Origin of the sequence: Tamlana crocina (assembly GCA_040429635.1) — a bacterium.
Taxonomy (GTDB): Bacteria; Bacteroidota; Bacteroidia; order Flavobacteriales; family Flavobacteriaceae; genus Flavisericum; species Flavisericum crocinum.
This window is the reverse complement of the sequence record CP158972.1, coordinates 1,739,443-1,764,273: the sequence shown is the minus strand read 5'-3', so window position 1 is coordinate 1,764,273 and position 24,831 is coordinate 1,739,443. Positions and strand designations below refer to the sequence as shown.

16 protein-coding genes and 2 tRNA genes are annotated in these 24,831 nt (G+C 35.7%); 4 read left to right on the top strand and 14 right to left on the bottom strand.

Annotation, left to right across the window (positions count from 1 at the left end):
• Positions 1-4 precede the first annotated feature (4 nt).
• The 12 genes from ABI125_07945 to ABI125_07890 form a co-directional block, all read right to left on the bottom strand.
• Complete coding sequence (locus tag ABI125_07945; protein XCF07781.1) at positions 5-2,812, bottom strand: insulinase family protein; 2,808 nt, start codon at positions 2,810-2,812, stop codon at positions 5-7.
• A 223-nt stretch (positions 2,813-3,035) separates the two neighbouring features.
• The gene (locus tag ABI125_07940) at positions 3,036-4,415 is read right to left on the bottom strand and encodes a TlpA disulfide reductase family protein (protein XCF07780.1); all 1,380 of its coding nucleotides are present in this window, start codon (positions 4,413-4,415) and stop codon (positions 3,036-3,038) included.
• A 388-nt stretch (positions 4,416-4,803) separates the two neighbouring features.
• Positions 4,804-6,045, bottom strand: coding sequence for a TlpA disulfide reductase family protein (locus ABI125_07935; protein XCF07779.1), 1,242 nt, complete (start codon positions 6,043-6,045; stop codon positions 4,804-4,806).
• Between the two features lie 10 nt (positions 6,046-6,055).
• Positions 6,056-7,108, bottom strand: coding sequence for a DUF4465 domain-containing protein (locus tag ABI125_07930; protein XCF07778.1), 1,053 nt, complete (start codon positions 7,106-7,108; stop codon positions 6,056-6,058).
• A 17-nt stretch (positions 7,109-7,125) separates the two neighbouring features.
• On the bottom strand, positions 7,126-8,622 hold the full coding sequence (locus ABI125_07925; GenBank protein ID XCF07777.1) for a RagB/SusD family nutrient uptake outer membrane protein: 1,497 nt from the start codon (positions 8,620-8,622) through the stop codon (positions 7,126-7,128).
• 11 nt (positions 8,623-8,633) lie between these two features.
• The gene (locus ABI125_07920; GenBank protein ID XCF07776.1) at positions 8,634-12,113 is read right to left on the bottom strand and encodes a SusC/RagA family TonB-linked outer membrane protein; all 3,480 of its coding nucleotides are present in this window, start codon (positions 12,111-12,113) and stop codon (positions 8,634-8,636) included.
• Positions 12,114-12,213: 100 nt separating this feature from the next.
• The gene (locus tag ABI125_07915) at positions 12,214-13,344 is read right to left on the bottom strand and encodes a FecR family protein (protein XCF07775.1); all 1,131 of its coding nucleotides are present in this window, start codon (positions 13,342-13,344) and stop codon (positions 12,214-12,216) included.
• A 124-nt stretch (positions 13,345-13,468) separates the two neighbouring features.
• On the bottom strand, positions 13,469-14,026 hold the full coding sequence (locus ABI125_07910; protein ID XCF07774.1) for an RNA polymerase sigma-70 factor: 558 nt from the start codon (positions 14,024-14,026) through the stop codon (positions 13,469-13,471).
• A 338-nt stretch (positions 14,027-14,364) separates the two neighbouring features.
• Positions 14,365-14,550 carry a transposase gene (locus ABI125_07905; protein XCF07888.1) on the bottom strand — a complete coding sequence of 62 codons (186 nt, stop codon included), beginning with the start codon at positions 14,548-14,550 and terminating at the stop codon, positions 14,365-14,367.
• Positions 14,551-14,779: 229 nt separating this feature from the next.
• Positions 14,780-14,854, bottom strand: a tRNA-Pro gene (locus tag ABI125_07900).
• Positions 14,855-14,919: 65 nt separating this feature from the next.
• Positions 14,920-15,003: transfer RNA gene (locus ABI125_07895), tRNA-Ser, on the bottom strand.
• A 94-nt stretch (positions 15,004-15,097) separates the two neighbouring features.
• Positions 15,098-17,146: an HDIG domain-containing metalloprotein gene (locus ABI125_07890; GenBank protein XCF07773.1), complete on the bottom strand. Its 2,049-nt coding sequence runs from the start codon at positions 17,144-17,146 to the stop codon at positions 15,098-15,100.
• A gap of 121 nt (positions 17,147-17,267) precedes the next feature.
• Here ABI125_07890 and ABI125_07885 point away from each other — a divergent pair, with 121 nt between their 5' ends.
• Both ABI125_07885 and ABI125_07880 read left to right on the top strand, forming a co-directional pair.
• Positions 17,268-18,446 (top strand): acetyl-CoA C-acyltransferase, encoded by a 1,179-nt coding sequence (locus ABI125_07885; GenBank protein ID XCF07772.1) that lies wholly within the window; start codon positions 17,268-17,270, stop codon positions 18,444-18,446.
• A gap of 9 nt (positions 18,447-18,455) precedes the next feature.
• A complete protein-coding gene (locus ABI125_07880; GenBank protein XCF07771.1) occupies positions 18,456-19,205 on the top strand; it encodes a C40 family peptidase in 750 nt (249 codons plus the stop codon).
• A gap of 378 nt (positions 19,206-19,583) precedes the next feature.
• On the opposite strand, the gene ABI125_07875 is transcribed toward ABI125_07880, so the two are convergent.
• Positions 19,584-20,516 (bottom strand): peptidylprolyl isomerase, encoded by a 933-nt coding sequence (locus ABI125_07875; GenBank protein XCF07770.1) that lies wholly within the window; start codon positions 20,514-20,516, stop codon positions 19,584-19,586.
• Positions 20,517-20,583: 67 nt separating this feature from the next.
• Positions 20,584-22,788 carry a RecQ family ATP-dependent DNA helicase gene (locus tag ABI125_07870; GenBank protein ID XCF07769.1) on the bottom strand — a complete coding sequence of 735 codons (2,205 nt, stop codon included), beginning with the start codon at positions 22,786-22,788 and terminating at the stop codon, positions 20,584-20,586.
• A gap of 200 nt (positions 22,789-22,988) precedes the next feature.
• Here ABI125_07870 and ABI125_07865 point away from each other — a divergent pair, with 200 nt between their 5' ends.
• On the top strand, positions 22,989-23,954 hold the full coding sequence (locus ABI125_07865) for a KpsF/GutQ family sugar-phosphate isomerase (GenBank protein ID XCF07768.1): 966 nt from the start codon (positions 22,989-22,991) through the stop codon (positions 23,952-23,954).
• Positions 23,954-24,796 (top strand): twin-arginine translocase subunit TatC, encoded by an 843-nt coding sequence (tatC, locus tag ABI125_07860; protein ID XCF07767.1) that lies wholly within the window; start codon positions 23,954-23,956, stop codon positions 24,794-24,796. Before ABI125_07865 ends, tatC begins: the two co-directional genes overlap by 1 nt.
• Positions 24,797-24,831: the final 35 nt, after the last annotated feature.

Below are 24,831 nucleotides of genomic sequence, written 5' to 3'. Positions count from 1 at the left end.
TAAATTATGATTTTGGTTTAAAAACAATCTCGTAGCTCTCACCACTTGTTAATATGGCTTTTGCCATTTTCTGGATGTCTTTTTTGGTTATACCGTTTACAATTTTATCGAAGTTTTTAGGGTCGTTAATATTGGTGTTGTATCTAAAATAATTTACTAACACACTCATATCGTAACTGTTTTTATCTTTTGCTTGCTCACGCTCTTTTATAAAGTTGGTTTTGGTTTTGTTTAAATCGGCTTCTTTAACAATGCCATTGGCAATATTTTCTAGTTCGCCTTTGGCAATATTTACCAAATTATCGGCCATATCTGGATTACAATCGAATCTAAAAGACACATAAGCTTGCGATTTTGGCTCTCTGGAAAAACTTGCACTTACTCGCGGACTGTAAGCACCTCCTTCGGCTTCACGAATGCTTTCTGTAATGCGCAATTGTAAAATATCGCCTAAAACATTGGTGTAAATCTCGTTGGGTTTTGAATAAGGCATTTCCTTTTTGTACGAAATATTAACCGTCGCTTTAGGGTCTTCCATCTTAAGATAGATATCTTTATCTATTTGATTTGATATCCATTCTGAAGCACTATCCTTGTATGCTTCGTTTGTATTGTTGGTTGGTATACTCGCTAAATACTGCTCTAATAATGGTTTTAACTGTGCTTCTTTAACATCGCCGACAATGAAGAATTCAAAATCGGAAGCATCAGCAAAACGGTCGGTGTAAATTTTCTTTATTCTTTCAAATGAAATAGCATTGGCATAATCTTGGTTGAAAATACGCTCTTTTGGGTTGTTTTTTCCGTAAAGGGCAACCGTCATACTGTCGCGCATTTTTTCACCTATGTCTTTACTTCTTTTTACGATGTAATTATCGATATTACTCTGTAATACCTTAAAAGCTTCTTCATCAAATCGAGGCTTAACAAAATAAACATGAACTAATTGCAACATGGTTTCAACATCTTTGGTATTTGAACTTCCAGAAACCGTTTCGCTTATATCGCCTAAACCTACGCGAACACCTGCTGTTTTTCCTGCTAGTACCTTTTGCAAGTCTGTAGCGCTAAAATCGCCCAAACCAGACATTCCAATTAAATTACCTAACATGTTTGCCGATGGTAAATCTGCATCACCTAATAACGATGTTCCGCCATAACTGTAAGCACTCAAGGCAATTTTGTCCCTCTCTTTGTCCACAAACTTGTAATGCACTTTTATACCATTACTTAACTGATATGTTGTCGCACCTGTCTGTTTGTTATTTGCTGTTTTTGCAATGGCTCCTGGTACAATATTTAAATCGGATACCAATGTTTTTCCCGCCAAGGCTTCGCTATACGGGGCGATATCACTATCATTTTCTACTTGATCAATAATGTTAGTAGCTTGAGCTTCGGTTAAATTTTCTTGCCCTTCTACCCCAGTAACGTTAATATATCTATTCTTTTTAGCATATAGACGCTTTAAGGTATTATGCACGTGCTCTGGAGTAACTGATGCTAAAATTTGTTGTACTAAGGCATACTCTTTCTCTACATCGGTAATGGTCGCATTGTTTAAAAAGTTGTTTTGAATACCACGTTCTATTTGTCCGTGATTTCTATCATCTAATTTAGCTATTTGGTTTTCGTAAGATGCCTTTATTTTGGTTATGGCTCTGTCGATTTCAGATGACAGATAACCAAATTTTATGGCGCGAACCACTTCGGTCAACACTTCTTGAAAAGCTTTTTGCTGTTCGTTTGGCTTAGGATAAACACTAACGCCAAATGCATTTGCGGTTCGCGACATTTGTCTATAACTTAATCTTGCTGCTAAGAAATTAGCTTCTGGTTTTTGTGATTTTTCTGAAATACGTTCAGATAGCAAACTAATAGCCATAGATTCTAAAAGGCTACGCTTTAAATCACCTACTGTTTCGGTTTCTAATGATTTTTTATGACGAATACCAAAATTAATATTTGCTGTTGATACTTCTGGGTCTGTTCCTAGGCTATAAAGCATATTTTCGTGCTCTGGAATATCTACTACGTATCGTTCTTTTGGGTTATCTACCGCTGGTATTGTAGAAAACTTCTCAATAATTTTTTGCTCTATCCCATTAACATCTACATCTCCAATTATGGCGATGGCTTGTAAATCTGTCCTGTACCAATCGTGATAAAAATCTCTTAGTGCTTTGTACTCAAAGCCTTCTACAATACTCATCAAACCAATGGGCATTCTATCAGAATACTTTGATTGATTAAAAGTTACAGGTAAACTCTTTTTAAATAAACGCATGCGTCCGTTTTGGCGTGTACGCCATTCTTCTTTAATTACACCACGTTCGGCATCAATTTCTTCATCAGTTAATAAAAGATAGTTGGACCAATCGTGCAAAACAGTTAAACAGGTATCTACCAAACCTTCTTTGGTTGGTATGTTGTTTAAGTTGTACACTGTTTCATCAAAACTAGTGTAGGCATTAATGTCTTTTCCAAAAACAGCACCGTGTTTTTGTAAGGTGTTTAAAATACCTTTACCAGGGAAGTTTTCGGTACCGTTAAACGCCATGTGCTCTAAAAAGTGTGCCAACCCTTGTTGGTTGTCGTTTTCCAAAATAGAACCCACGTTTTGTATAATGTAATAGCTTGCCGCGCCTTTAACTACATCGGTACTTTTTATGTAGTAAGTTAACCCGTTTGGCAATACCCCTTTTTTAATTGAGGTATCAATTGGCAATTGGCTATTATAGTCAATTGTTTGAGAGACAGCTCCTAAATTAAGGACTGCACAAAAAATAAGTGTAAAAAATGATTGTTTCATAAATTGCTTTACTTTTTAAAACGTTAAATAGTTCTTTATTTATCTTTTTATAGTTTTAAACAAAAAGGGCTGCTTAAAAGACAGCCCTTTTATTTTTCTTCATATACGAGTGACTAATTCTATAATATGAATAAAAACTAAGTAGATAATCTTTATATATACAAGATGCTTTATTTGAGATCCCCCCCTATTAATGAAATGTTAAAATTCTATTTTAAATATGTTAGATATTCAATTCATCAAGTAAATCGATAAGTTTTTCGTTGGAAGGCCTTGGTGCGTTGGAATTTACAATATTGCCATTGGGATCTAACAAAATAAATCTTGGAATGCCTTTAATGACATAGTCTTTTACAAACTCTGACTGGAAATCATTATCAGCCAATAACTGAATGCCTCCAAGTTCTTCTTTTTTAATCATATTCTTCCACTTTTTATGATTTTGAGGTGTATCTAGTGATATGCTCACAAAATGAATATTTTTATTGTGGTAATTTTTTTCAATTTTCTTTAAAAAAGGAATTTCCTTCCTACATGGTGCACACCAAGTTGCCCAAACATCAATGTAAACATATTTGCCTTTTAAATCCTCCAAGGATGTGGTGTTTCCATTATAATTTTCATAATTATAGAATTTTGGTGATGGATTTCCTGGTTCAACCTGTTTTAGTTTGTTATAGTACTCTTCAATTATTTTTAATTGTTCTTTATCTGTATTAGCTTTTTTAAATGCGTTATAATAATCATCTAAATGTTTTGTAATGGTTATAGCAAAAGTGGAACCTTTCTTCGATAAATTGTTTTTAATAGATTCGCTTGGAACTTTTGCATAAGTTCTTAAAGACGCAATATCCTCTGGTATAGATTTTATTTCACTCAATTTTTCAGCTTGTTTGGTGTAATGTTTTGCTACTAAATATTGATATGTTATGTATAGCCAATAATCTTTTTCATTATTATAATCGATATTTTTTAGAGAGGTTAAAAACTCATCAGAAACTTTAAAATCAGGATTTTTTGTATATATTTTATGAAATCTTTCATAAGAGTTTAGAGAATATAAATAGTTATATTCAATCTCTTTTTCTTTAAAGGCTTTAAATTTAGTGGGTAATTCATCATTACTCGCAACTAAATTTGTTTTTAATGATTTTAATTCATCCATTTTTTTTGCAAAAGCAGATTCTTCTAAGAGATAGAAGTTTTCATTCCCTGTAAATTTTTTCAAATCCATTTCTGAATATTTTATAAAATTATTTTCTACAGACCCATTACCGCTTATTGAAAATGTGCTATCAATATTTTTTGTGTTTGCAGTAATAGATAAGTCGAAACCTTTATCTAAGTAGAGAGATGTTTTTTTATTATTATATTTAAAATCGTAATAGCCTTGAACAAGATCTAGTGTGTCTAGAAAACTGCCATCTTCATTAATTTTTATAGTATAGCTAGATGTTTTTTTTAAGCTATTTGCAATAATAATGTCACCAGAATTAGCCCCGTCAAGTTTTCCCTTTACGATGGCGTAATTTAATGTTGGCTTTTGCTTTTTGCAAGATATAAATGTGATTAGTGATAATAGGACGTAAAAAATTTTTTTCATTGTAATAATTTTTATTTGTGTTTGTTATTTATGCTTTTTTAGAAAAGGTAATCTAATCTCTTCAAGTAGTTTCTAAGTATAATGTTGGATATTTGCGTAAATGATGGCTAAATAAGGTGTTCATGAAACTCTAAAATTTCAATCAAACTTAGGTGTAGAGTAGTAGAGTATAAGACACTTTACAATTTATTTTATAATAATTCATAAACTGAGGTATACCCTTATATTCCAATTTAAACCATTGGTATTGATGTGTCTATGATTTCCTTTTAATTACCTCTTATAAGGAATATTGATACGGATTATGCGTTACTTGTAACTTTTGTTACTAAGTTTTTATTAGTGTTAAAGTTTAATACTTTAGAGCTGTTATTACATTAAGAGTTTTTTATTTATTAAACTTATTTCCGTAAAGTTCAATAAGCTTAGCATCCATCCATGAGCCACGCATATTCCTAGTTACAATATATCCAGATGGATCAATTAAGATACAAGTAGGGATACCTTGAAAATTGTACAGTTTATTTAATTCTCCGTCAAAGGCTTTTAAGTCAGAAACTTGTAACCAAGACATTTTTTCTTCCTTAATTGCTTCTAGCCATTTTTCTTTACTCTCATCCATTGATATGCTTATAACTTCAAATCCTGAAGGGTGATAGGCTTTGTAAGCTTCTTTTAAGTGTGGAATATCGGTACGACAAGGTCCACACCAAGAGGCCCAAAATTCTAGTAAAACATATTTACCTTTGCCAACATGGTCTGAAAGTTTAACCAGATTTCCATGGTGATCTTTAAAATTGAAATCAATAAATTTAGCTCCTTTAGCCGAAGCCATAACTCTTGTGGCCTCGGTTTTAAAGTTGGCAAAAGCTTGGCTTTCTTTAATTTCTGAAGAAAAATTATTTATAATAGTTTCAATTTCATTAAAATTAAATTTATTCAATCTATTTTTTGCTACCGCAAGACCAACATAATTATTCTTGTTTTTTGAGATAAATGTGATAATATTTTCCTTGGCTTTTGAAGCGGCAGCATCAATCTCTTGAACTATACTAATCCCTTCGCTTATGGAACCCTTTACTGCACCATCTTTAGGGTTTAAATAAGCAATGTATTTGTCCATAAAAAGATTTGAGCGCTTTTGGTCTAAAATATCTTGGGTATTTTTAAAATCCATGAACTGATCATGTGATTTAGACCCAGATACTTTTACAGTTTTATAAGCTAAAGGGTTTTTATATAATTCGGAATAGCTATTTGGTAATAAATTTAAGTCTGCCTGTAATGAAATATTTGAATTTTCTAAAAACAGTTGAAAACTTGGTTGATATGGAGGTCTGCTATTTTTCTTTTTTTTGTTTCTTAAAAAAGTAAGCGTGTATAAGGAAGGGGTTTCAACCCTTCCTTTAAACACAAATTTTCCTTGATGGGTTTTTACGCTATCTATAGGAGATTTAGTTCCTTTAACACTTAGATGCACCCAGATATCTTTACTTAAGTTTTTTAATTCTCCATTAATCACAAAAGAGTTTTTGGTGGAGGCTACTGCTTCTGCGGTGGTTATTTGTGCAGACCATAGCAGGCTAAAAAAAACTATAGCTGTTATATTTATTAATTTGATTAATTGCATAATTATGACTTTAATTTGTTAAACGAATACCATCCAAACAAAATGTAGGATCATAAACCATTGTACCAACCTCATCGGTATAAGAGGATGATATTTTGAATAATACTTTATCTACTTCTCCTAAGGAAGTTAAATCAACTTTGGTCCAATCATTTAAAATGAAATCGTACTCAGGATTTTCTGGATCGATATTTGGTAAAGCCGCTAAATAAAAATCAACATCTCCCGTAAGTGTTTCATTTAAATAACCTTCTATTTTGAGCTTTATATAGCCCGTTGATAGCGCATTATATGCCGCAATGGAATCGTTTATTGCTTCAGTTTCAGTGCCACCAGCGTTTCGTGTAGCTTCGGCAGCCGTAGTACCAGCCTCTCTTTTGGCTAATTCAGCATGACCACTTAGTCGAACTGCATTTGATCCATTAGGGGCAGGTAAGGTAAAACGTCCGTATCGACTAGCTGAGGTATTGGGGTTTTGAATATTTCTTACCCTAGAACCATCAATAGTGTAGGATTGTGTTTCAGTGTTAAATGTGCCCGAATAAATAGAACCGTAGGAAGCTAGTAAATAGTTATAGGTAGTATTTGCCACCAGTACATGTTCAACGGTTGCAGGAGTGCTTAGTGTAAAGTAAGCATCCTCTCCATCTGCGCGTCCTACCAAATAATTTTCAGTTCTATTGGGTCTTACGGTTGTTACACTAAAGGCTGTAGAATCAATTGAAGCCTGTTTTTCAGCTGGCGTAATTCCTCCTGCTGGGGCAAAATCTGGACTTAAGTTCCATGGATAAGAACGCCAGTTTTTATTAGAGAGTGCAAATCCACTATAAGCCCCACTACCACCAACTGAAACATTTACGGTGATTACACCTGATTTTTCATCTCCAGTTGTAAAGGGGGTAGTAGGAATTTTATAAGTAAATCTATCTAATTCAAGCTCATTAAAAGTAACATCATTAGGATAAGGAATTTTTAATTCTATACTATCATCTGCGCAAGAATATAAGCTAAGTAAGTATGTTAAAATAGCTATAATTTGTATATGTTTTTGTATGAATTTCATATTCGTTTTGGTTTAAATTATTCTAAATCTGGATTTTGAATCATTAATCTGTTATTTACCATTTCTTCATTTGGAATTGGATAACAAATTTTATTTTCTTCTAAAGGTTTTCCACCTTTAATGGTTTCTATCCATGGTTTACCTGCTTTCATAAATCTGAGTGATGCAAAAAATTCACTACCATTTTCTAAAAATGTTTCTAAGAAATATTCTTGAAAAATTAAATCCATTAATTCTTGTTCATTACTAGGGTTTAAGCTAGGTAAACTCGGGTTAGTGCGTATAGAACGCATTATATTGATAGGAGCGATGGCATCTGATATTGAAGCCCCTGTTCTAGCAAGTAATTCTGATTTCATGATATATAATTCAGGATATCTGAAATAGTATGCGGCGTACTTCTCATTTGGAGGATTAGATTGTAGTCCAGCATAACGACCTAAACGAGCTAATTTTGGCCAAGTGTAATACATTCTGTTATCCCAGGTCTCGGCTCCTCTTACAGGTCCAGTTACGATATCCCACCTTGGATCGGCTTTAAACCAGTCAATTCCATATTCAAGACCAGCAGTTAAGCTTTCTCCTGGACCTAAAGGCAATCTGTCTCCTACAATCTGTGATAATCCATAGGGGTACCAATATCCAGCATTAGAAGTTCTACGCCCATCTTCATCTAAATATCTTACAAATAAGTTTTCTGGAGAATCCCATGCATCTTCATAAACTTGGGCTAAGTCCTCTTGCATTGCAAAACCTGCTGGACTAGAATCAAGCACATCGTTAACTAGTGCAAGTGCTTCATTTAATTCTGAGGTGTTATTGTTATATCCTCCACGGTAAAGTAAAATTTTAGCTTTTAATATTTTTGCAAATTCTTTGGAAACATATCTTGAACTTGAGAATGAACCTAATTTATCAATGGCATAATCAAGATCTTCAAAAATTTTATCATAACTATCACCAACAGAAATTCTAGCTTTCTCAACATTACTAAGATTAGTTATTTCATCTCTGTATAATAATCCGTAGGGATTGGCATTATCATCACTCCACCAATGTCCATAATTCCATAATAAATTAATATTTATCCATGCGCGCAAGCATCTACCTTCTGCAATTAGAGCTTCACGATCTGCTTCGCTAGGAACAGCGTTTTGCGGAAGGTTATTTGCTCCATTTATTGCAAAATTTGCGGCATTTAATGTTTGGTAAAAAGTGCCCCAAAATCCATTTCCTGTATAAGTATTATTTAGTTGGTTATATTCCATCTCATAATCGCCACTACTCCATCTTACAAATCCGGATTTAGTGGCAAGAGTCACATAAAGGGCTCCAGACCAATTGTCTGTTCTAAAGTTTGCATAAATACCTCCTAGAGCAGCTTCTACTTTACTAAAAGAGGTTAATGCATTTTCTTCGTTTAAGGAATAACTCGGTTCTTTTTCTAAAAAGTCTGAACAGGCGCTCACCGTAACAATTAAGGTGAACAATGATATATTTAATAAATTTTTCATTTGTTGATTTTTTACTGTAGGTTGATTTTAATTCCAAGATTGTAAATTTGTGCGGCTGGATAGGTACTTGCATCTACAGCCATTCCTGATCCTATAGAAGAAGAAGTCCAATTTCCTTGAGGGTCAAATCCTGGATATTTAGTTATAGTGAATAAATTTGTTGCTTGAAAGGTTAAATCTATTCCATTTACAACCATGTTTTTAAATAGTTTACTAGGAAGTTTATAGGTAATATTTAGCGCATTTAGACGCAAGTACGAAGCATCATGAAGGTAGAAATCTGAGAATCTATTATTACTTCCAATGCCGTATTGAGCCATTCTAGGATAGCTTGCTTCATAAGGACTGTTTAAAATGGTGCTTTGACCAGCAATTAAATTTGATTGGTTGTAATTTCCAACATATCCAATATCACTAAGAGGCATTTTCCACAATCTTGTATGGCCAAAAGCGTAGGTGAAGGCTGCATTTACAAAAAGACCTTTATATCGGTAGGTTAATCCAAAACCTCCAAAACCTTTAGGGACAGATGATCCTAAATTTACACGGTCTTCATTGGTGATTTTACCGTCTCCATCTTGATCGATAAAAATTAAATCGCCTGCTGTTTCTTGTGCGCTATTTAAATAGGTTGTTTGTCCTGTTTCAGTTCTACCTTGATTAGCGATGGCATCTTCTGCATTAACATAAAACCTTCCGGCGGTTTGGAAGCCAAACCATTGTCCTGTTTCTTCACCTTCTATCATTTTTATGTAAGTGGTGCGGCTACTAGGAAATAATAGTTCTTCCGTATCTCCATTGATTTTGGTTACTTTGGTTACATTTTTTGCAAAGTTGAAATCAAAGGTTAACCGTTGATTTGAGGCACGAAGGATATCGTACTTGATATCAAATTCAAATCCATCATTTTTAATTGAAGCAACGTTTGAGGTAATATTGCTAAACGCAGAACTTGGAGCCAAAGGAGATGAATAGATTAATTCATCACTTCTTTTTTGATAAATACCAACAGAACCATAAATTCTATCATCTAATAAACCAAAGTCTAATCCTAAATCAAACATTTGTGTTTGCTCCCACTGCAAGTTAGGGTTTCCAATAGAACTGGGCTGGATAGCTGGGTTTTCATTATACCGAGTAGATCCTACTTGTGTAATCCAGTCAAAGTTACCGAGATTTTGTGATCCTGATAAACCTAAAGAAGCTCTAAGTTTTAGATAATTTACATATTTAGTAATATTTTCATTTTGCATGAATTTCTCACTAGACACTAACCAAGCGGCTGCACCAGAAGGAAATATCCCCCAACGTTTGTCAGCTCCAAAACGAGATGACCCGTCTCTACGAATGGTACCAGAGATAATATAACGATCGTCAAATTTATAATGCAAACGAGCAAATTGAGATATTAATGCGTTTTCTGTTTGGGTTTCGGTTATGTTTCCTACAGAAGCTGCAGAGCTGAAGTTATTTAAAATGTCATCATCTGGAAAGTTTGTAGCATCCATTGAATACCCCCGAACGATATTATTTTCTACAGAGTAGCCAGCTAAAGCACGAATGTCATGTTTGTTATTAATCATCTTCGCATACGTTAATGTGTTTTCCCAAACGTTTAAAGAAGCTTTACTGTTAAACCAACTTCGGCTACCGGTAGTGTTAAATGTACTTCCAGACCTAGAGTAATTTAAATTTTGGCTATCTGTATAGTTGTTAGTAAAGGCTGTACGGAAATCAAGTCCATTTACAATTCCTATATCTAAAAAAGCAGTTCCATTGAATGTAATACCTTTTCCTGACCGAATATTTTTTAAGGTTGTGTAAGGGTTCTCTGTGTAACGGTCTTTGGTAAAAATGCTTCCGTCTTCATTAAATGCTGGAATATCTGGTCTAACTTTCTTTAATATATCTAGCATATAATCTTTGTCATCAGAGTTACGTGTGCTACCACTTAAATTAAGCCCAAATTTAATATTACTATTTATTCGGGTATCGAAATTTACACGACCGCCATATAATTCACTTTTGCCTGTTTTAACAATCCCTTCCATATTTCTGTAATTGAAGGATACAAAATAGGTTGTTGCTTCTGAGCCACCACGAACCGAAAAATCATGTTGCGTTACTATAGGGTTTTGAGTCATCTCTTCTTGCCATTTGGTATTTCCATCAAAATATGCAGTTGGTAAAACTTGTAAATCGGTTTTATCGTATTCACTTGAGTTTAAATCAAAAAAGGCTTGTTGATCTAAATATAATCTAGAGAAGTAATCAAATCCAGGTCTTGCCATTACCATTTCTCTAGCTGCTGCATCAGCAAAATCCTTATATTCATCTGCTTCAAAGTATTGGTATCCATTAAAATCCATTACTTGAACTCCAACACGAGAAGAAACTTCAAAAACAGGTTTCATTCCTGCCTTACCTTTTTTAGTTGTAACTATAACAACACCATTAGCAGCTCTAGAGCCATAAACAGCTGTAGCAGAAGCATCTTTTAAAATATCAACACTTTTAACATCATTAAGGTTTAAGTTGTATAAAGTGTTTGCTATGTTACCTGAAGTTGTAGAAGAGTATTGGGGTACACCATCTATAACCCATAAAGGTTGGTTGTTTCCTGAAAGAGACGAAGCTCCTCTTATAATTACACTTATTGGAGAAGTAGGTGATGCCGATTGTATTTGCACATTAACTCCAGCCGATCGACCTTGCAATAGACTCTCTACACTAGCACCCATGGGAGCATACTCAATATCTTTCGCGCTTATTCTAGAAATAACCCCTGTGGCATCTTTAATTTTTGATGTTCCATAACCTATAACAACTACCTCGTCAAGATCTGCAAGACTTGGAACCATTTTCACATCAATGACTGTTTTGTTACCTACAACCACTTCTTGGTCTTTATACCCCATGAAAGTAAATATCAAAACCGTATTTTCATTTTGATTACGAATATTTACCTTGTATTCACCATTAAAATCGGTTGAAGTACCTGCCTGCAATCCTTTAACTAATACATTTACTCCAGGAAGGGGTTCACCTCTTTCATCTACAACAACTCCTGTTATGTTTTGTTGAGATAAGTTTGTATCAATTGCTTGCGCAATAGTTCTCTCGGGTATTTTTTTTATGACGATTGTTTTGTCTGAAGATAAATCATAAAAATATTCCCCTTTAGTCAGTGCTAATTGAAGTAGTTTCTCAATTTTAATCTTTCCCCTTTTCAACTGTACTTTAGGGTGATAATCAAACGAATTGGCTTGATAGACAAATGAATAATCGGTTTGATTCATTATTAAATCAAAAACCCCATCAACACTTAGTGTTTTGTTGGCATCAACATTAATTTTTACATTTTGAGATAAGATATTGTTTGATGTAAAACCAAATACAGTTGCGCATAATAAGAATACAAAACTCTTCATAACAACTTTAATTAGTTTCTTTCTTTGAGAGAAAAAAACATTTCTTAAATTAATTTCCATAAATTTGTTGTGTTAGTTAGTTAACATTTTTAATTAATTAGCGTTTTTAAGCAAGGGATGGAGTTTTGTACTTTGGCGAGTGGAAACTTTACTCCCTTTTTTATTTTTTAATTGTAATTGTTTTTCCGTCTATATCATAGGCATTTATAAAGTTTGTGTTTTTAATTAGGTTTAAAATATTTTCGATGTTCTGATGCTTACTTAACTGCCCGTTAAACATGATGTTTTCTGTAGCTTCATCTTCCAAAACCACATTAACATCGTACCATCTTGATAGTACTTTCATAATTTCTTTTAACGTTTTGTTTTTAAAGCTAAACAAGCCATTTTTCCAAGCGATTTCATACTTTGTTTCTACTGTTGTAATTAGCACATTACTATTGTTTTTATTTACTACTGCCTGTTGATTTGGTAATAAACCTTCGTTATGTTCACTAACCTGAAGCGCCACTTTACCTTCAACTAAAGTGGTATAAATGTGCGTTTCGTCCTCATAGGCTTTTACATTAAATTCTGTTCCTAAAACTTCAATTTCTTGTCCTTTGGTTAATACTTTGAATCTAGTACCGTTGTTAGCTTCGCTAGGTGAAACATCAAAATAAGCTTCTCCGTAAACCAATTCTACCTTTCTAACTTCATTGTTTGAAAAACTTACTGGATATTTTAATTTCGACTCGGAATTTAACCAAACCTGTGTTCCGTCGGCAAGTTTTATAAAAAACTGTCCGCCTCTTGGTATGGTTAAATAGTTATACTTTATTTCGTTTGTGTTTTTATTATTGGATTGGTAAGTAATCTGCTCTCCATTACTAACGCTAGTTTCAGATTGATAAACGGCACCTTTTTGCAATGCTATTTCAGTGCCATTTTCCAGGGTTAAGGTTGCTTTATCTTTTCCTGGCTCAACAGTTGCATTAACAATTTGCTGTTCTGATTTAGGGTTATTGTTTGAATATTTAAACAGAAATGAAATTGAAAACAGCAAAACCACAGATGCGGCAACCGCATATTTCCAATAGTTTGTTTTTTTAGGTTTCAGTTCAATTTTTCCAGATATTGATTTCCAACCTTTTTGGATATCAACTATCTCAATATCTTTTGAGTAATTTTCTTTTACACTATCGAAATACCGTTTGTGTTCGGCAGATTCATTGTACCATTCATCAAATATGCCCTCTTCATTTTTTGAAAGGGTATTGTTTAATTTTTTTATTAAGATCTTAAAATCCATTATTTAGTTGTTTGCGGTCATTTAATATTTAGACAACACAACCTTAACAATGGGTGACAATAAAATTATATTATTTTCAATAAAATTTTAAAAATCATAAAAATAAATCAACCAAATTGCGTTTTTAACCATTTATTTCAAACAAAACAAGTATAATGGTTAGCATTTCTGAGATTTTAAGTTTAGCTCGCTTTAATTGGGTTTTTACAGTATTTACAGATACACCCATTTCTGTAGCTATTTCGGAGTATTTATAGTTTTGAAAAAATTTCAGTTTAACTATTTGCTGCATTTTATCAGGAAGTGAATCAACAATTTTAAGTATTTGTTTATAAACTATTTTTTTTTCTTCTTCTGAAGCTTTATCTAAAACTTGTTCAGAAAATAAGGTGTTATTGAAATCCAGTACTTTGTAGCTATCGGCTATTTTTATGGACTTTAAATAATTAAAACACCTATTTCTTACCATCGAATAAAGATAATTTTTTAACGATGTTTTTATATCTAAACTACTGGCGTTTTCCCATAAATAAATAAAAACTTCCTGTACAACATCTTCGCTAGCATCTTTACAATACAAAAAACCATTGGCGTATATAACTAAATCCTTGTAGTTTTTGTCAAAGAAGTTTTTAAAAACCTTTTCGTTCTTTTTTCTTATTTCATCTAAAACAAGGTTCATGTAACTTTTGAAGAGAGTTGAAACACAAATCTAATTAAAAGTTATCACAAATAATGTAAGACTTTCTTGAACAGGTCACATAGAAATTTGGTAAGCCAAACTCTGCCTAACTCATAAACCTCTTGGCATTTTTATGAACTGTGTTTAATATGGCTTCAACTTGAAAAAAATTCACTTGATGTAAATCTGCTAAAAACCGTCAACTCAGATTTGATATTAAGAGTGGCAAACACTATTTTCGGATATTTTGTGTACGGCTTTTTTTTAAGGCTTTGGCTACGCTCTGCAAGATCGTTTCAAGTTCCTTTTTTTAAGGGCATTGCGCAGTCTTTTAAGCTCTAAAGCACATCGGATATTGGTTTTTCTGGCTTAGGGGACGTGGTTGTTTTGGCTGCCCTGCGCCATTTGTAAATCCTTTGGACCTCTATGCCCATTTCGTCCGCTAACTCTTTTATGTTCTCTCGCTGGTAGCTTAAGCGAACTGCCTGTTCCTTTAATTCGGGGCTGTAATATCGTTTTTTCATGTTTCTAAGATATTTGTTTTGTAACAAACGGTCTTAAATTTTGTGTCCGAGTAAAGGTAGCAACTCCATTAAATTTACGACAATTTTGACGGGAAAGTGTTCACCGATTTGTACACCTTTTTATTGGAAACAGATGCTTTTATTTGCCAGCAAACAAAATGCCCAAAAACAAAAAACACTGATAACCATAAGATTAACAGTGTTTTGTTTTGACCTATTACTAGGTTCGTCGGGGTGGCAGGATTCGAACCTGCGACCTCCGCGTCCCAAACGCGGCGCGATAACCGGGCTACGCTACACCCCGTACAACTTAAAAATCGTAGTGTAGTTTATCTCTAGCGAAGTCGAGAGGCTACACCCCGAATTTTGCGGAGAGACCGGGATTCGAACCCGGGCAACACTTACGCGTTGACAGATTAGCAATCTGCTCCATTACCACTCTGGCACCTCTCCTAAACTTTAATAAGAACCTTGCAATAAAATTGCGGTTGCAAATGTAATTTAAACCTAAGAAGCACACAACTATTTTTATACTTTTTTATAAATTTTATTCAGGGTATTCAATTCTTAAATGGTAAATATTTGCTAGCTTGTGTTTTAGCACTTTTTTTATCGATTGAATTTCTTTGAATGTAATATTGGCATTTAAAAACTGGCCTTCTTCTACCTGTTTATTAATTATATTTTCAACAAAGGCCTCAATTTTTGTGGAGTTTGGTTCTTTTAGACTTTTTGAAGCGGCCTCAATACTGTCGCACATCATTAAAATAGCGGTTTCCTTACTGAAGGGTTTTGGGCCGGGATAACTAAAATCCTCCGGATCTGCTACTTCATATTCCTTTTTTTCTTTCATATAAAAGTAATACACCAAACTAGTGCCGTGATGCGTACGTATAAAATCAATAACCCGATCAGGCAAATTGTTTTTCCGAGCAATTTCGATACCATTAATTACATGGTCGGTTATGATTCTAGCGCTCTCTTTGGCCGAGAGTTCGTCATGCGGATTGATTCCCGTGGATTGGTTTTCGGTAAAATACGTAGGGTTCTTCATTTTGCCAATATCATGATACAATGCCCCCACCCTTGCCAACATCGCATTGGCTCCAATTTCGTTGGCCGAAGCTTCAGCCAAATTGGCTACATTTAATGAATGGTGAAATGTGCCCGGCGCCACGTTTGCCAATTCCTTTAAAAGCTTCGAATTCGTGTCAGACAGCTCCAAAAGCGACACATCGCTCACCAAACCGAATAATTTTTCATAAGCATAAATAAGCGGCTGAACAAACAATGTAGCCAGGCCACATAATATAAACCAAATGAAAGTTTCCCATTTTAGGGTTTCTACGCTGCCCTCGTGAATAACAAAAAAAGCAAAATATGCGATAATATAAATTAGAGTGATTTGTCCTACTGAAATAAACAAATTGGCTCGTTTGTAAAGTTCAGAAACCGTGAGTATCGTAACAATTCCGGCTATGGTCTGCAGAAAAATATACTCGTAGCTATTAGGCACTACAAATCCCAATAACAATACGGTAAGTACATGGGCAAACAACCCCAATCTAGCATCGAAAAATGCTTTAAAAACCAGTGGCAAAATACAAATGGGGACTATGTAAATGTACTTGGCGTCATATTTTACAACCAATGTGGTTATAAAAATAAGCAACGAAATGTTAAAGAAAATAAAGGTTACTTTTGTGTTATCATCAAAAACTTTGGGGCGATACTTTTTTAAGAATAAAAACAACATAAGTAAAACCAAAGCCACCAATAATGTATAAGCAAACAAGATCCAGTTATAGTTGGACTGGCTCCAAACCTGCGATTCATATTCCGATTGCAAAGACTTTAAAATCTGGTATTTACTACCCTCTACCACTTCACCCTTCGAAACGATCAAGGTTTCCTTGGCAATGCTTCCTTTGGTATATGAAATTTCACTTAACTCATCCTGAAGCGCCTTATCTGTAAAATTTTTGTTGTAGCTTAAATTCGGTTCTACCAAATCGAAAAACAACGAAACAAAAGAGGTTTTGTAATGTTTTAGATTGTTGTTTTCCAATACCTGATCTATAACACCAGGAACATTATCCGGTTTGATTAAATTGGAATAAAAACCATCTTTAATTTTTTCACGTCCGTCGAGAATGGCTATTCTTTTATCCTCAGGAAAATCGTGGTTTTCATTTAAAATACCGAAAGCATACAGCTGCGAGATAATATGCTCTCCGGTTTTAAAAAGTTTTTCCGAACTGGCTCTGGATATCGTATCAGAAAATGTGGCTTCAAACTGCGATTTAAACCCCTCGCTCACTTTAGTTTCAACCGAAGGATTTAAATTAAAATACAGTAGTGCGTTTTCAACAATTTCCTTTTTTTCGGCTGCAATTTCTTCCCCCGTTTTTTTAATGGCAAAATCGAAAGGTGCCTGTAAACTTTCAGATTGCCAAGGCTTTCCTCTCTCAAAAGTATATCTAAATTTTCCGCTTTTGGGGAACAGGTAAACAATTAAAACCGTGGTGCACAGAAACAATAATGCCTTGTATATTAAGGAATGGTTTCTGTATAAGGCGTTTATATAATCTTTCATCTAAAAACCAAAAGTAATAAATTTATAAGAGGTTTGGGCTATTTTTATAATAGCTGAAACGTTCAAGTTTCTATCAAAAAATCGTTATTTTCGCAAGTACTAAAGTAAAGATTTTAAACTAATGGATAACCAAGTTGTTATTGTTTCTGCCGCCAGAACCCCCATTGGCAGCTTTATGGGGGCTTTGTCTACCATACCTGCCCCAAAATTGGGTGCCATTGCCATAAAGGGTGCTCTGGAAAAAATAAATCTTAAACCAGAATTTGTTGAAGAGGTTTTAATGGGGCATGTGGTACAAGCAGGTTCAGGGCAAGCTCCTGCGCGTCAAGCTGCGATATATGCGGGCATTCCCAACACGGTACCGTGTACAACGGTAAACAAAGTATGTGCTTCGGGGATGAAAGCCGTTATGCAGGCCGCACAAGCTATTGCTCTTGGCGATGCCGAAATAGTAGTTGCCGGAGGCATGGAAAACATGAGCCTTATCCCACATTACCTACACGCCCGTACAGGAACCAAATTTGGACCAACAACTTTAGTAGACGGCATGCAGAAAGATGGTTTGGTTGACGCCTACGACCAAAATGCCATGGGGGTTTGTGCCGATGCTTGCGCCGTTAAATATAAATTTTCAAGGGAAGAACAAGATGCTTACGCTATCCAATCTTATAAACGATCAGCGGAAGCTTGGAACAACGGAAAATTCAACAATGAAATCGTACCCGTTGAAGTTCCACAACGAAAAGGTGACCCTGTTATCGTTACCGAAGATGAAGAATATAAAAATGTTAGGATAGATAAAATTCCGCAATTGCGGCCGGTATTTTCAAAAGAAGGTACCGTAACAGCAGCCAATGCATCCACGATAAACGATGGTGCCGGTGCCATGGTTTTAATGAGTAAAAGGAAAGCTGATGAATTAGGCTTGAAACCTCTGGCAACCATTAAAAGCTACGCCGATGCTGCACAGGAACCCGAATGGTTTACAACGGCCCCGGCAAAGGCGCTACCCAAAGCATTAAAAAAAGCTAATATTACAATTGACAAAGTCGATTATTTTGAATTTAATGAAGCGTTTTCGGTTGTTGGTTTGGCCAATATGAAAATTTTAGGCCTTAACGATTCCAACGTCAATGTAAATGGCGGAGCGGTTTCTTTGGGTCACCCATTGGGTTGTTCTGGAGTTAGAATTTTAATTACGCTTCTCAACGTTTTAGAACAAAACCAAGCAAAAATAGGTGCGGCAGCCATTTGTAACGGCGGCGGAGGGGCATCGGCAATGATTATTGAACGCAACTAAAAGTATTTAATGCAATACGGAATTTGTAATTTAAGCATTGTCCCACTTAGAAATGAACCGGCCGACACTAGCGAATTGGTATCGCAAGTACTATACGGTGAATTTTTTAAGGTTTTGGAACAACGCAAAAATTGGAGCAAAATCCGCCTTTCTTTTGATAAATATGAAGGCTGGATAGACAACAAACAATACCTTGAAATTAACGAGGCAGCCTATAAAGCGCTGAACAGCCAACCCCAAAAACTTTCGACCGATTTGGTTGAATTTATTGAAGACGAAAATCACCAAATATTCCCCATTTCCATTGGAGCAACCTTAAACGGTCTTCCGCTTTTGAATCATAATTACGATGGCGGGTTTATTGATTGCAAAAATGACAAATCGAATATTATAAAAACAGCTTTTCTATTTTTAGACGCCCCCTATTTATGGGGAGGAAAAACACCTTTTGGCATCGACTGCTCTGGTTTTACCCAAATGGTATATAAGTTAAATGGCTATAATTTACTCCGTGATGCCTCACAGCAAGCAACTCAAGGTGAAGCCCTCAGTTTTATTGAAGAAAGCGAACCGGGCGATTTGGCGTTTTTTGACAATCAAGAGGGCATCATAACGCACGTAGGTATTATTATGAAAGACAACTACATCATCCACGCCCACGGAAAAGTGAGAATTGACCGTTTGGACCATTCTGGCATTTACAATGCTGACAGAAGGATGCACACCCATAAGCTTCGTGTGATCAAGAAGATTATTTAATTGGTTTTTACATATAATAGTTTATGCGTCTGTTCGAGTGATTTTGAGGCACGAGAAATTGTATCGAGAACTTCGAGATAGGCAAAGTCCAATTCTCGATAAAAATTTTTCTCATTTCAATCGAAAAATCCACTCGAATTGACGCCTATACTAAATTTTATATTCTGAATACAAAACGGAATTGTTTGAAATTTTTCTGTTTCCTTTTCAACAGTAGCTACTTTTAATTTTCGTTATACATCACTGTCACGCTGAGCGGGGTCGAAGCGCTAGCCCATTGGGGAATCAATTTAGTAACACATTACAACGGTTTCGAAAAACAAAAAAGCACCTAAATAAATTTAGATGCTTTTTGATATGTTATTATTTGAAAGTGGCTTACTTCACATTCATAAGCTCTACATCAAATACCAATGTAGCATCTGGTGGAATAACACCGCCAGCACCTCGGCTACCGTAGCCTAAGTGGCTAGGTATTACCAAACGGGCTTTATCGCCCACTTTTAAAAGTTGGATACCTTCGTCCCAACCCGGAATAACCTGCCCCACTCCAATGGGGAATTCGATAGGTTCGTTACGTTTGTACGACGAATCGAAAACCGTTCCATCAGACAACTGCCCTTTGTAATGTACAGAAACCGTTTTTCCCTTATCGGCTTTTGTGCCGTTGCCTTCTTGAAGAATTTGGTAACGCAAACCACTATCGGTCTTTTTAAATCCTGCAGCTATTTTATCCAATTCGGCTTCGGCCGCTTCTTTAGCTTCAGCAATTCTTTTTTCACGAGCACCTTCAAACACTCTAAAAGCTTCAACGGCATTGAAATTTTCAGCTTCATCACCAACACGTACTATTTCCAAAGATTCGATTTTATCGCCTTGCGCAATAGCATCAACCACTTCTTGTCCGTGCTCCACTTTTCCGAAAACCGTGTGTTTGTTATCCAACCAAGGCGTTTCAACATGCGTGATGAAAAACTGGCTTCCGTTGGTTCCTGGCCCTGCATTGGCCATAGACAATATGCCTGGGCCATCGTGTTTTAAATCCGGGTGAAACTCGTCATCGAACTGATAACCCGGGTTACCTGCTCCCGAACCTTGAGGACAGCCTCCCTGAATCATAAAATCTGGAATGACTCTGTGGAACTTTAAGCCATCATAATAAGGTTTACCCTGTGGTTTAGCATTATTTTCTAAATTTCCTTCGGCCAAAGCCACAAAGTTACCAACAGTTCCCGGTGTTTTTTGGTACTCTAGAGCCACTAGGATTTCTCCTTTTGTAGTATTGAATTTTGCGTATAATCCGTCTTGCATTGTTCTAATTTTTAAGAAAGTGTAAAGATAGAAAACAAAGTGGGAAGTACGAAGTTAGACACAAAGTTTAATTAGCCACTTCGCTTATAAATTTAATTCGGTATAAGCGCAGCTCTTCATCGTCGTAATCGCCATCAAATTCTTCAATGGCTGATTTGATATCATCAGATTCCGATTCCATAAAATATTCATGGATTTCTTCTTGCTGGTCCTCATCCAAAACGTCGTCAATCCAATAATCGATGTTCAGTTTTGTTCCTGAATAAACAATGGCTTCCATTTCCTTTATGAATTCTTCCATACTCATGCCTTTGGAAGCAGCAATGTCATCCAACGGCAGTTTGCGATCTACATTTTGAATAATGTAAAGTTTATTTGAAGAATTTACACCCGTTGATTTAACCACCAAGTCATCTGGCCTAACAATATCATTTTCCTCGACATATTTGGCTATCATAGCCACAAAATCCTTTCCGTATTTTTTGGCTTTTCCATCTCCAACACCATGTACATTGCTCAATTCTGCAATCGTGGTCGGGTATTTAAGTGCCATATCTTCCAACGACGGATCTTGAAAAATTACAAATGGCGGAACGCCTAATTTCTTGGCATTCTTTTTACGAAGATCCTTGAGCATGCCCATCAAAGCTTCGTCGGCCACTGCTCCACCACCTTTAGCCGCGGTGATAATATTTCCGTCATCTTCAGCGCTATCGAAAACGTGGTCTTCAGTCATCATAAACGACTGCGGTTTCTTTATGAAATCTTTACCCTCCTTTGAAAGTTTAATAACGCCATAGGTTTCAATATCTTTTTTAAGATAACCAGCCACCAAAGCCTGTCTTAAAAGTGCCATCCAATATTTTTTGTCTTTGGCTTTTCCTTGTCCAAAAAAGGGCTGTTCATTGGTTTTGTGCGAATTAATAAGTGCATTTTCCTTGCCTACCAAAACGTTCACCAAGTCTTTCGATTTGTATTTTTGATTCGTCTTTTCAATCACTTCCAAAAGCAGTTTCACATCATCTTTCGCTTCAATTTTCTTTTTTGGGTGACGAACGTTATCGTCCATATCACCACCTTCTCCGGTTTCGTTATCAAATTCTTCCCCAAAATAATGTAGAATGAATTTCCGTCGCGAAATGGAAGTTTCGGCAAAAGCCACCACCTCTTGCAACAGCGCATGACCAATTTCCTGTTCGGCTACTGGTTTGCCCGACATGAATTTTTCTAGCTTTTCAATGTCTTTGTAGGAATAGAAAGCTAAACAATGGCCTTCGCCCCCATCTCGACCCGCACGTCCGGTTTCCTGATAATAGCTTTCAATACTTTTTGGGATATCGTGATGGATTACAAATCGCACATCGGGTTTATCAATGCCCATTCCAAATGCGATTGTTGCCACCACCACATCGACATCTTCCATTAAAAATTGATCTTGGTAAAGCGAACGCGATTTGGCATCGAGCCCAGCATGATAAGGCACCGCTTTGATGCCATTTACTTGAAGTACTTGCGCCAACTCTTCAACCCGCTTTCTACTTAAACAGTAAACAATGCCCGATTTTCCTTCGTTTTGTTTTATGAAACGAATGATATCGACATCTACATTTTTAGTTTTTGGTCGTACTTCGTAATATAAATTAGGGCGGTTAAAGGAAGCTTTAAAAGTTTTCGCTCCCGTAATACCTAAGTTTTTAATTATATCCTCCTGAACTTTCGGGGTTGCCGTAGCGGTTAAACCAATAATAGGAATATTTTCCCCAATACGGCCAATGATGTTTCTAAGGTTACGGTACTCTGGTCTAAAATCATGTCCCCATTCGCTAATACAGTGCGCTTCGTCAATGGCCAAAAACGATATTTTCACCGTTTTTAAGAATTCAACATTTTCTTCTTTGGTCAACGATTCTGGCGCTACGTAAAGCAACTTGGTGGTTCCGTCAACAATATCCTGTTTTACTCTTTTTACTTCCGTTTTATTCAAAGACGAATTCAATACGTGAGCCACGCCATCTTCTTTTGAAACACCTCTAATGGCATCCACTTGATTTTTCATCAACGCAATTAATGGAGAGACCACAATGGCCGTGCCTTCGCTCATTAAAGCGGGCAACTGATAACATAGCGATTTACCGCCGCCAGTGGGCATAATTACAAACGTATGATTTCCTGATAAGAGACTATCTATAACATTTTCTTGAAGTCCTTTAAACTTGCCAAACCCAAAATATTTTTTTAGGGCGTCCTGCAAGTCGGTTTTTGTTATTGACATGAACTGAATTAAAATTTAACTAAATTAAAAATAACTATAAATCATTAAATCCGAATCATTGAATTTAATATAGCATTTGAAGAACCCTCATATTTTTTTCGTTAGTTTTGTAACGAAAATCCAAATTACAACAATTTTCAATTTTGATTATCATTTAAAGATAATAAATTCTTTAAACATCAACCTAAAAATAACAAAATTTGAAAGACAAAAATGCTATTCTAGGCCGGGCCAAACAAACTATCGAAATGGAAGCCCAAGCCGTTTTAAACCTATCTAGCTTAATAACAGACGATTTTGCCGAAGCCGTAAAACTAATATACAACGCCAAAGGTCGTGTGATTATTACGGGAATTGGAAAAAGTGCTATTATTGGCAACAAGATTGTGGCTACCTTAAATTCTACTGGTACCCCCGCCATTTTTATGCATGCAGCCGACGCTATTCACGGCGACTTGGGACTCATCCAAAATGACGATGTAGTGATTTGCCTTTCGAAAAGTGGCAATACCCCCGAAATTAAAGTGGTGGTGCCACTTATAAAGCGGGTTCACAATAAACTGATTGCCATAACCGGAAATAAAGATTCGTTTTTAGGTCAGCACGCCGATTATATTTTGAACGCTTACGTTGAAAAAGAGGCCTGCCCCAACAATTTGGCACCGACCACCAGCACGACTGCTCAATTGGTTATTGGCGATGCATTGGCGATGTGTTTGTTGGATTTACGCGGATTTTCAAGCAACGATTTTGCCAAATACCACCCCGGTGGCGCTTTGGGCAAAAAATTGTACTTAAGGGTTAAAGATATTTCTTCTGCAAACCAAAAGCCGAAAGTGGAATTGGGCACAAGCATAAAAGATGTTATTGTAGAAATAACCGAAAAAATGCTAGGCGTTACCGCTGTAGTTGAAAACGATAAAATAATAGGTATTATTACCGATGGCGACTTACGCCGAATGCTTACCAAGGCCGACGATTTTTCGAAACTTACCGCCAAAGACATTATGAGCGAAAATCCTAAACGCATCGAATCTAAATTGATGGCCATAGATGCCATTGAACTGATGGAAACCCATGAAATTTCGCAATTATTGGTTGAAGAGGATGGTAAATATGCAGGTGTGGTTCATTTGCATGATTTAATAAAAGAAGGGATTATATAATGGCAAAAAAAAATATTAATGAGATGTCTTTTTTAGACCATCTCGAAGATTTACGCTGGCATTTAATCCGGATTTGTTTGGCGGTTATCATTGTCGCTACGCTGGCCTTTATTTTCAGCCGATTTATTTTCGACCAAATCATTTTCGCACCGCTAAGGATGAGCTTTCCAACTTACAATTTTTTATGTCAGGCTGCGAATTTCATTGGAGTGGACACAACGTTTTGTGCTGAAGAAATGCCTATGATTATTCAAAACCGCACCATGGCCGGGCAATTTTCGGCCGATATTTGGACGGCCATCTTAGGCGGATTCATCATTTCATTTCCCTACGTCATTTATCAACTTTGGAAATTTATAAGTCCCGGTTTGCACGATAACGAACGTAAACATTCCCGCGGCTTTATCATTATTTCATCGTTATTGTTTTTCATCGGTGTATTTTTTGGCTACTATATCGTTACGCCGTTGTCGCTTAATTTCTTAGCGAACTACAGCATTTCTGATGTTGTGGATAACCAAATTGATATCAGTTCGTATATTGCCTTGGTGCGCTCATCGGCTCTGGCTTCTGGCTTGATTTTCGAATTACCTATTATCATTTATTTTTTAACCAAAATAGGTTTGGTAACCCCGCAAATATTAAGGAAATACCGAAAGTACGCATTGGTAGTGGTATTAATTCTTTCGGCCGTTATTACACCTCCAGATATCGCCAGCCAGGTTATTGTGGCCATTCCGATTTTGATTCTTTACCAAGTGAGTATTTATATTTCAAAAATTGTGGTAAAAAATCAGTTGAAAAAAGAAAAAGAAGAACAAGCTGTTAAACACGGGCACTAATTTAACGGTTGTATATGATTTTGCTATTTTTAGCG

What these genes read in the sequence shown, in the direction of transcription:
- ABI125_07885 (XCF07772.1), top strand. Translation starts at nt 17,268, where the DNA reads ATGGATAACCAAGTTGTTATTGTTTCTGCCGCCAGAACCCCCATTGGC.
- ABI125_07930 (XCF07778.1), bottom strand. Translation starts at nt 7,108, where the DNA reads ATGAAATTCATACAAAAACATATACAAATTATAGCTATTTTAACATAC.
- ABI125_07945 (XCF07781.1), bottom strand. Translation starts at nt 2,812, where the DNA reads ATGAAACAATCATTTTTTACACTTATTTTTTGTGCAGTCCTTAATTTA.
- ABI125_07875 (XCF07770.1), bottom strand. Translation starts at nt 20,516, where the DNA reads ATGCAAGACGGATTATACGCAAAATTCAATACTACAAAAGGAGAAATC.
- ABI125_07920 (XCF07776.1), bottom strand. Translation starts at nt 12,113, where the DNA reads ATGGAAATTAATTTAAGAAATGTTTTTTTCTCTCAAAGAAAGAAACTA.
- ABI125_07880 (XCF07771.1), top strand. Translation starts at nt 18,456, where the DNA reads ATGCAATACGGAATTTGTAATTTAAGCATTGTCCCACTTAGAAATGAA.
- ABI125_07915 (XCF07775.1), bottom strand. Translation starts at nt 13,344, where the DNA reads ATGGATTTTAAGATCTTAATAAAAAAATTAAACAATACCCTTTCAAAA.
- ABI125_07890 (XCF07773.1), bottom strand. Translation starts at nt 17,146, where the DNA reads ATGAAAGATTATATAAACGCCTTATACAGAAACCATTCCTTAATATAC.
- ABI125_07910 (XCF07774.1), bottom strand. Translation starts at nt 14,026, where the DNA reads ATGAACCTTGTTTTAGATGAAATAAGAAAAAAGAACGAAAAGGTTTTT.
- ABI125_07935 (XCF07779.1), bottom strand. Translation starts at nt 6,045, where the DNA reads ATGCAATTAATCAAATTAATAAATATAACAGCTATAGTTTTTTTTAGC.
- tatC (XCF07767.1), top strand. Translation starts at nt 23,954, where the DNA reads ATGGCAAAAAAAAATATTAATGAGATGTCTTTTTTAGACCATCTCGAA.
- ABI125_07870 (XCF07769.1), bottom strand. Translation starts at nt 22,788, where the DNA reads ATGTCAATAACAAAAACCGACTTGCAGGACGCCCTAAAAAAATATTTT.
- ABI125_07905 (XCF07888.1), bottom strand. Translation starts at nt 14,550, where the DNA reads ATGAAAAAACGATATTACAGCCCCGAATTAAAGGAACAGGCAGTTCGC.
- ABI125_07925 (XCF07777.1), bottom strand. Translation starts at nt 8,622, where the DNA reads ATGAAAAATTTATTAAATATATCATTGTTCACCTTAATTGTTACGGTG.
- ABI125_07940 (XCF07780.1), bottom strand. Translation starts at nt 4,415, where the DNA reads ATGAAAAAAATTTTTTACGTCCTATTATCACTAATCACATTTATATCT.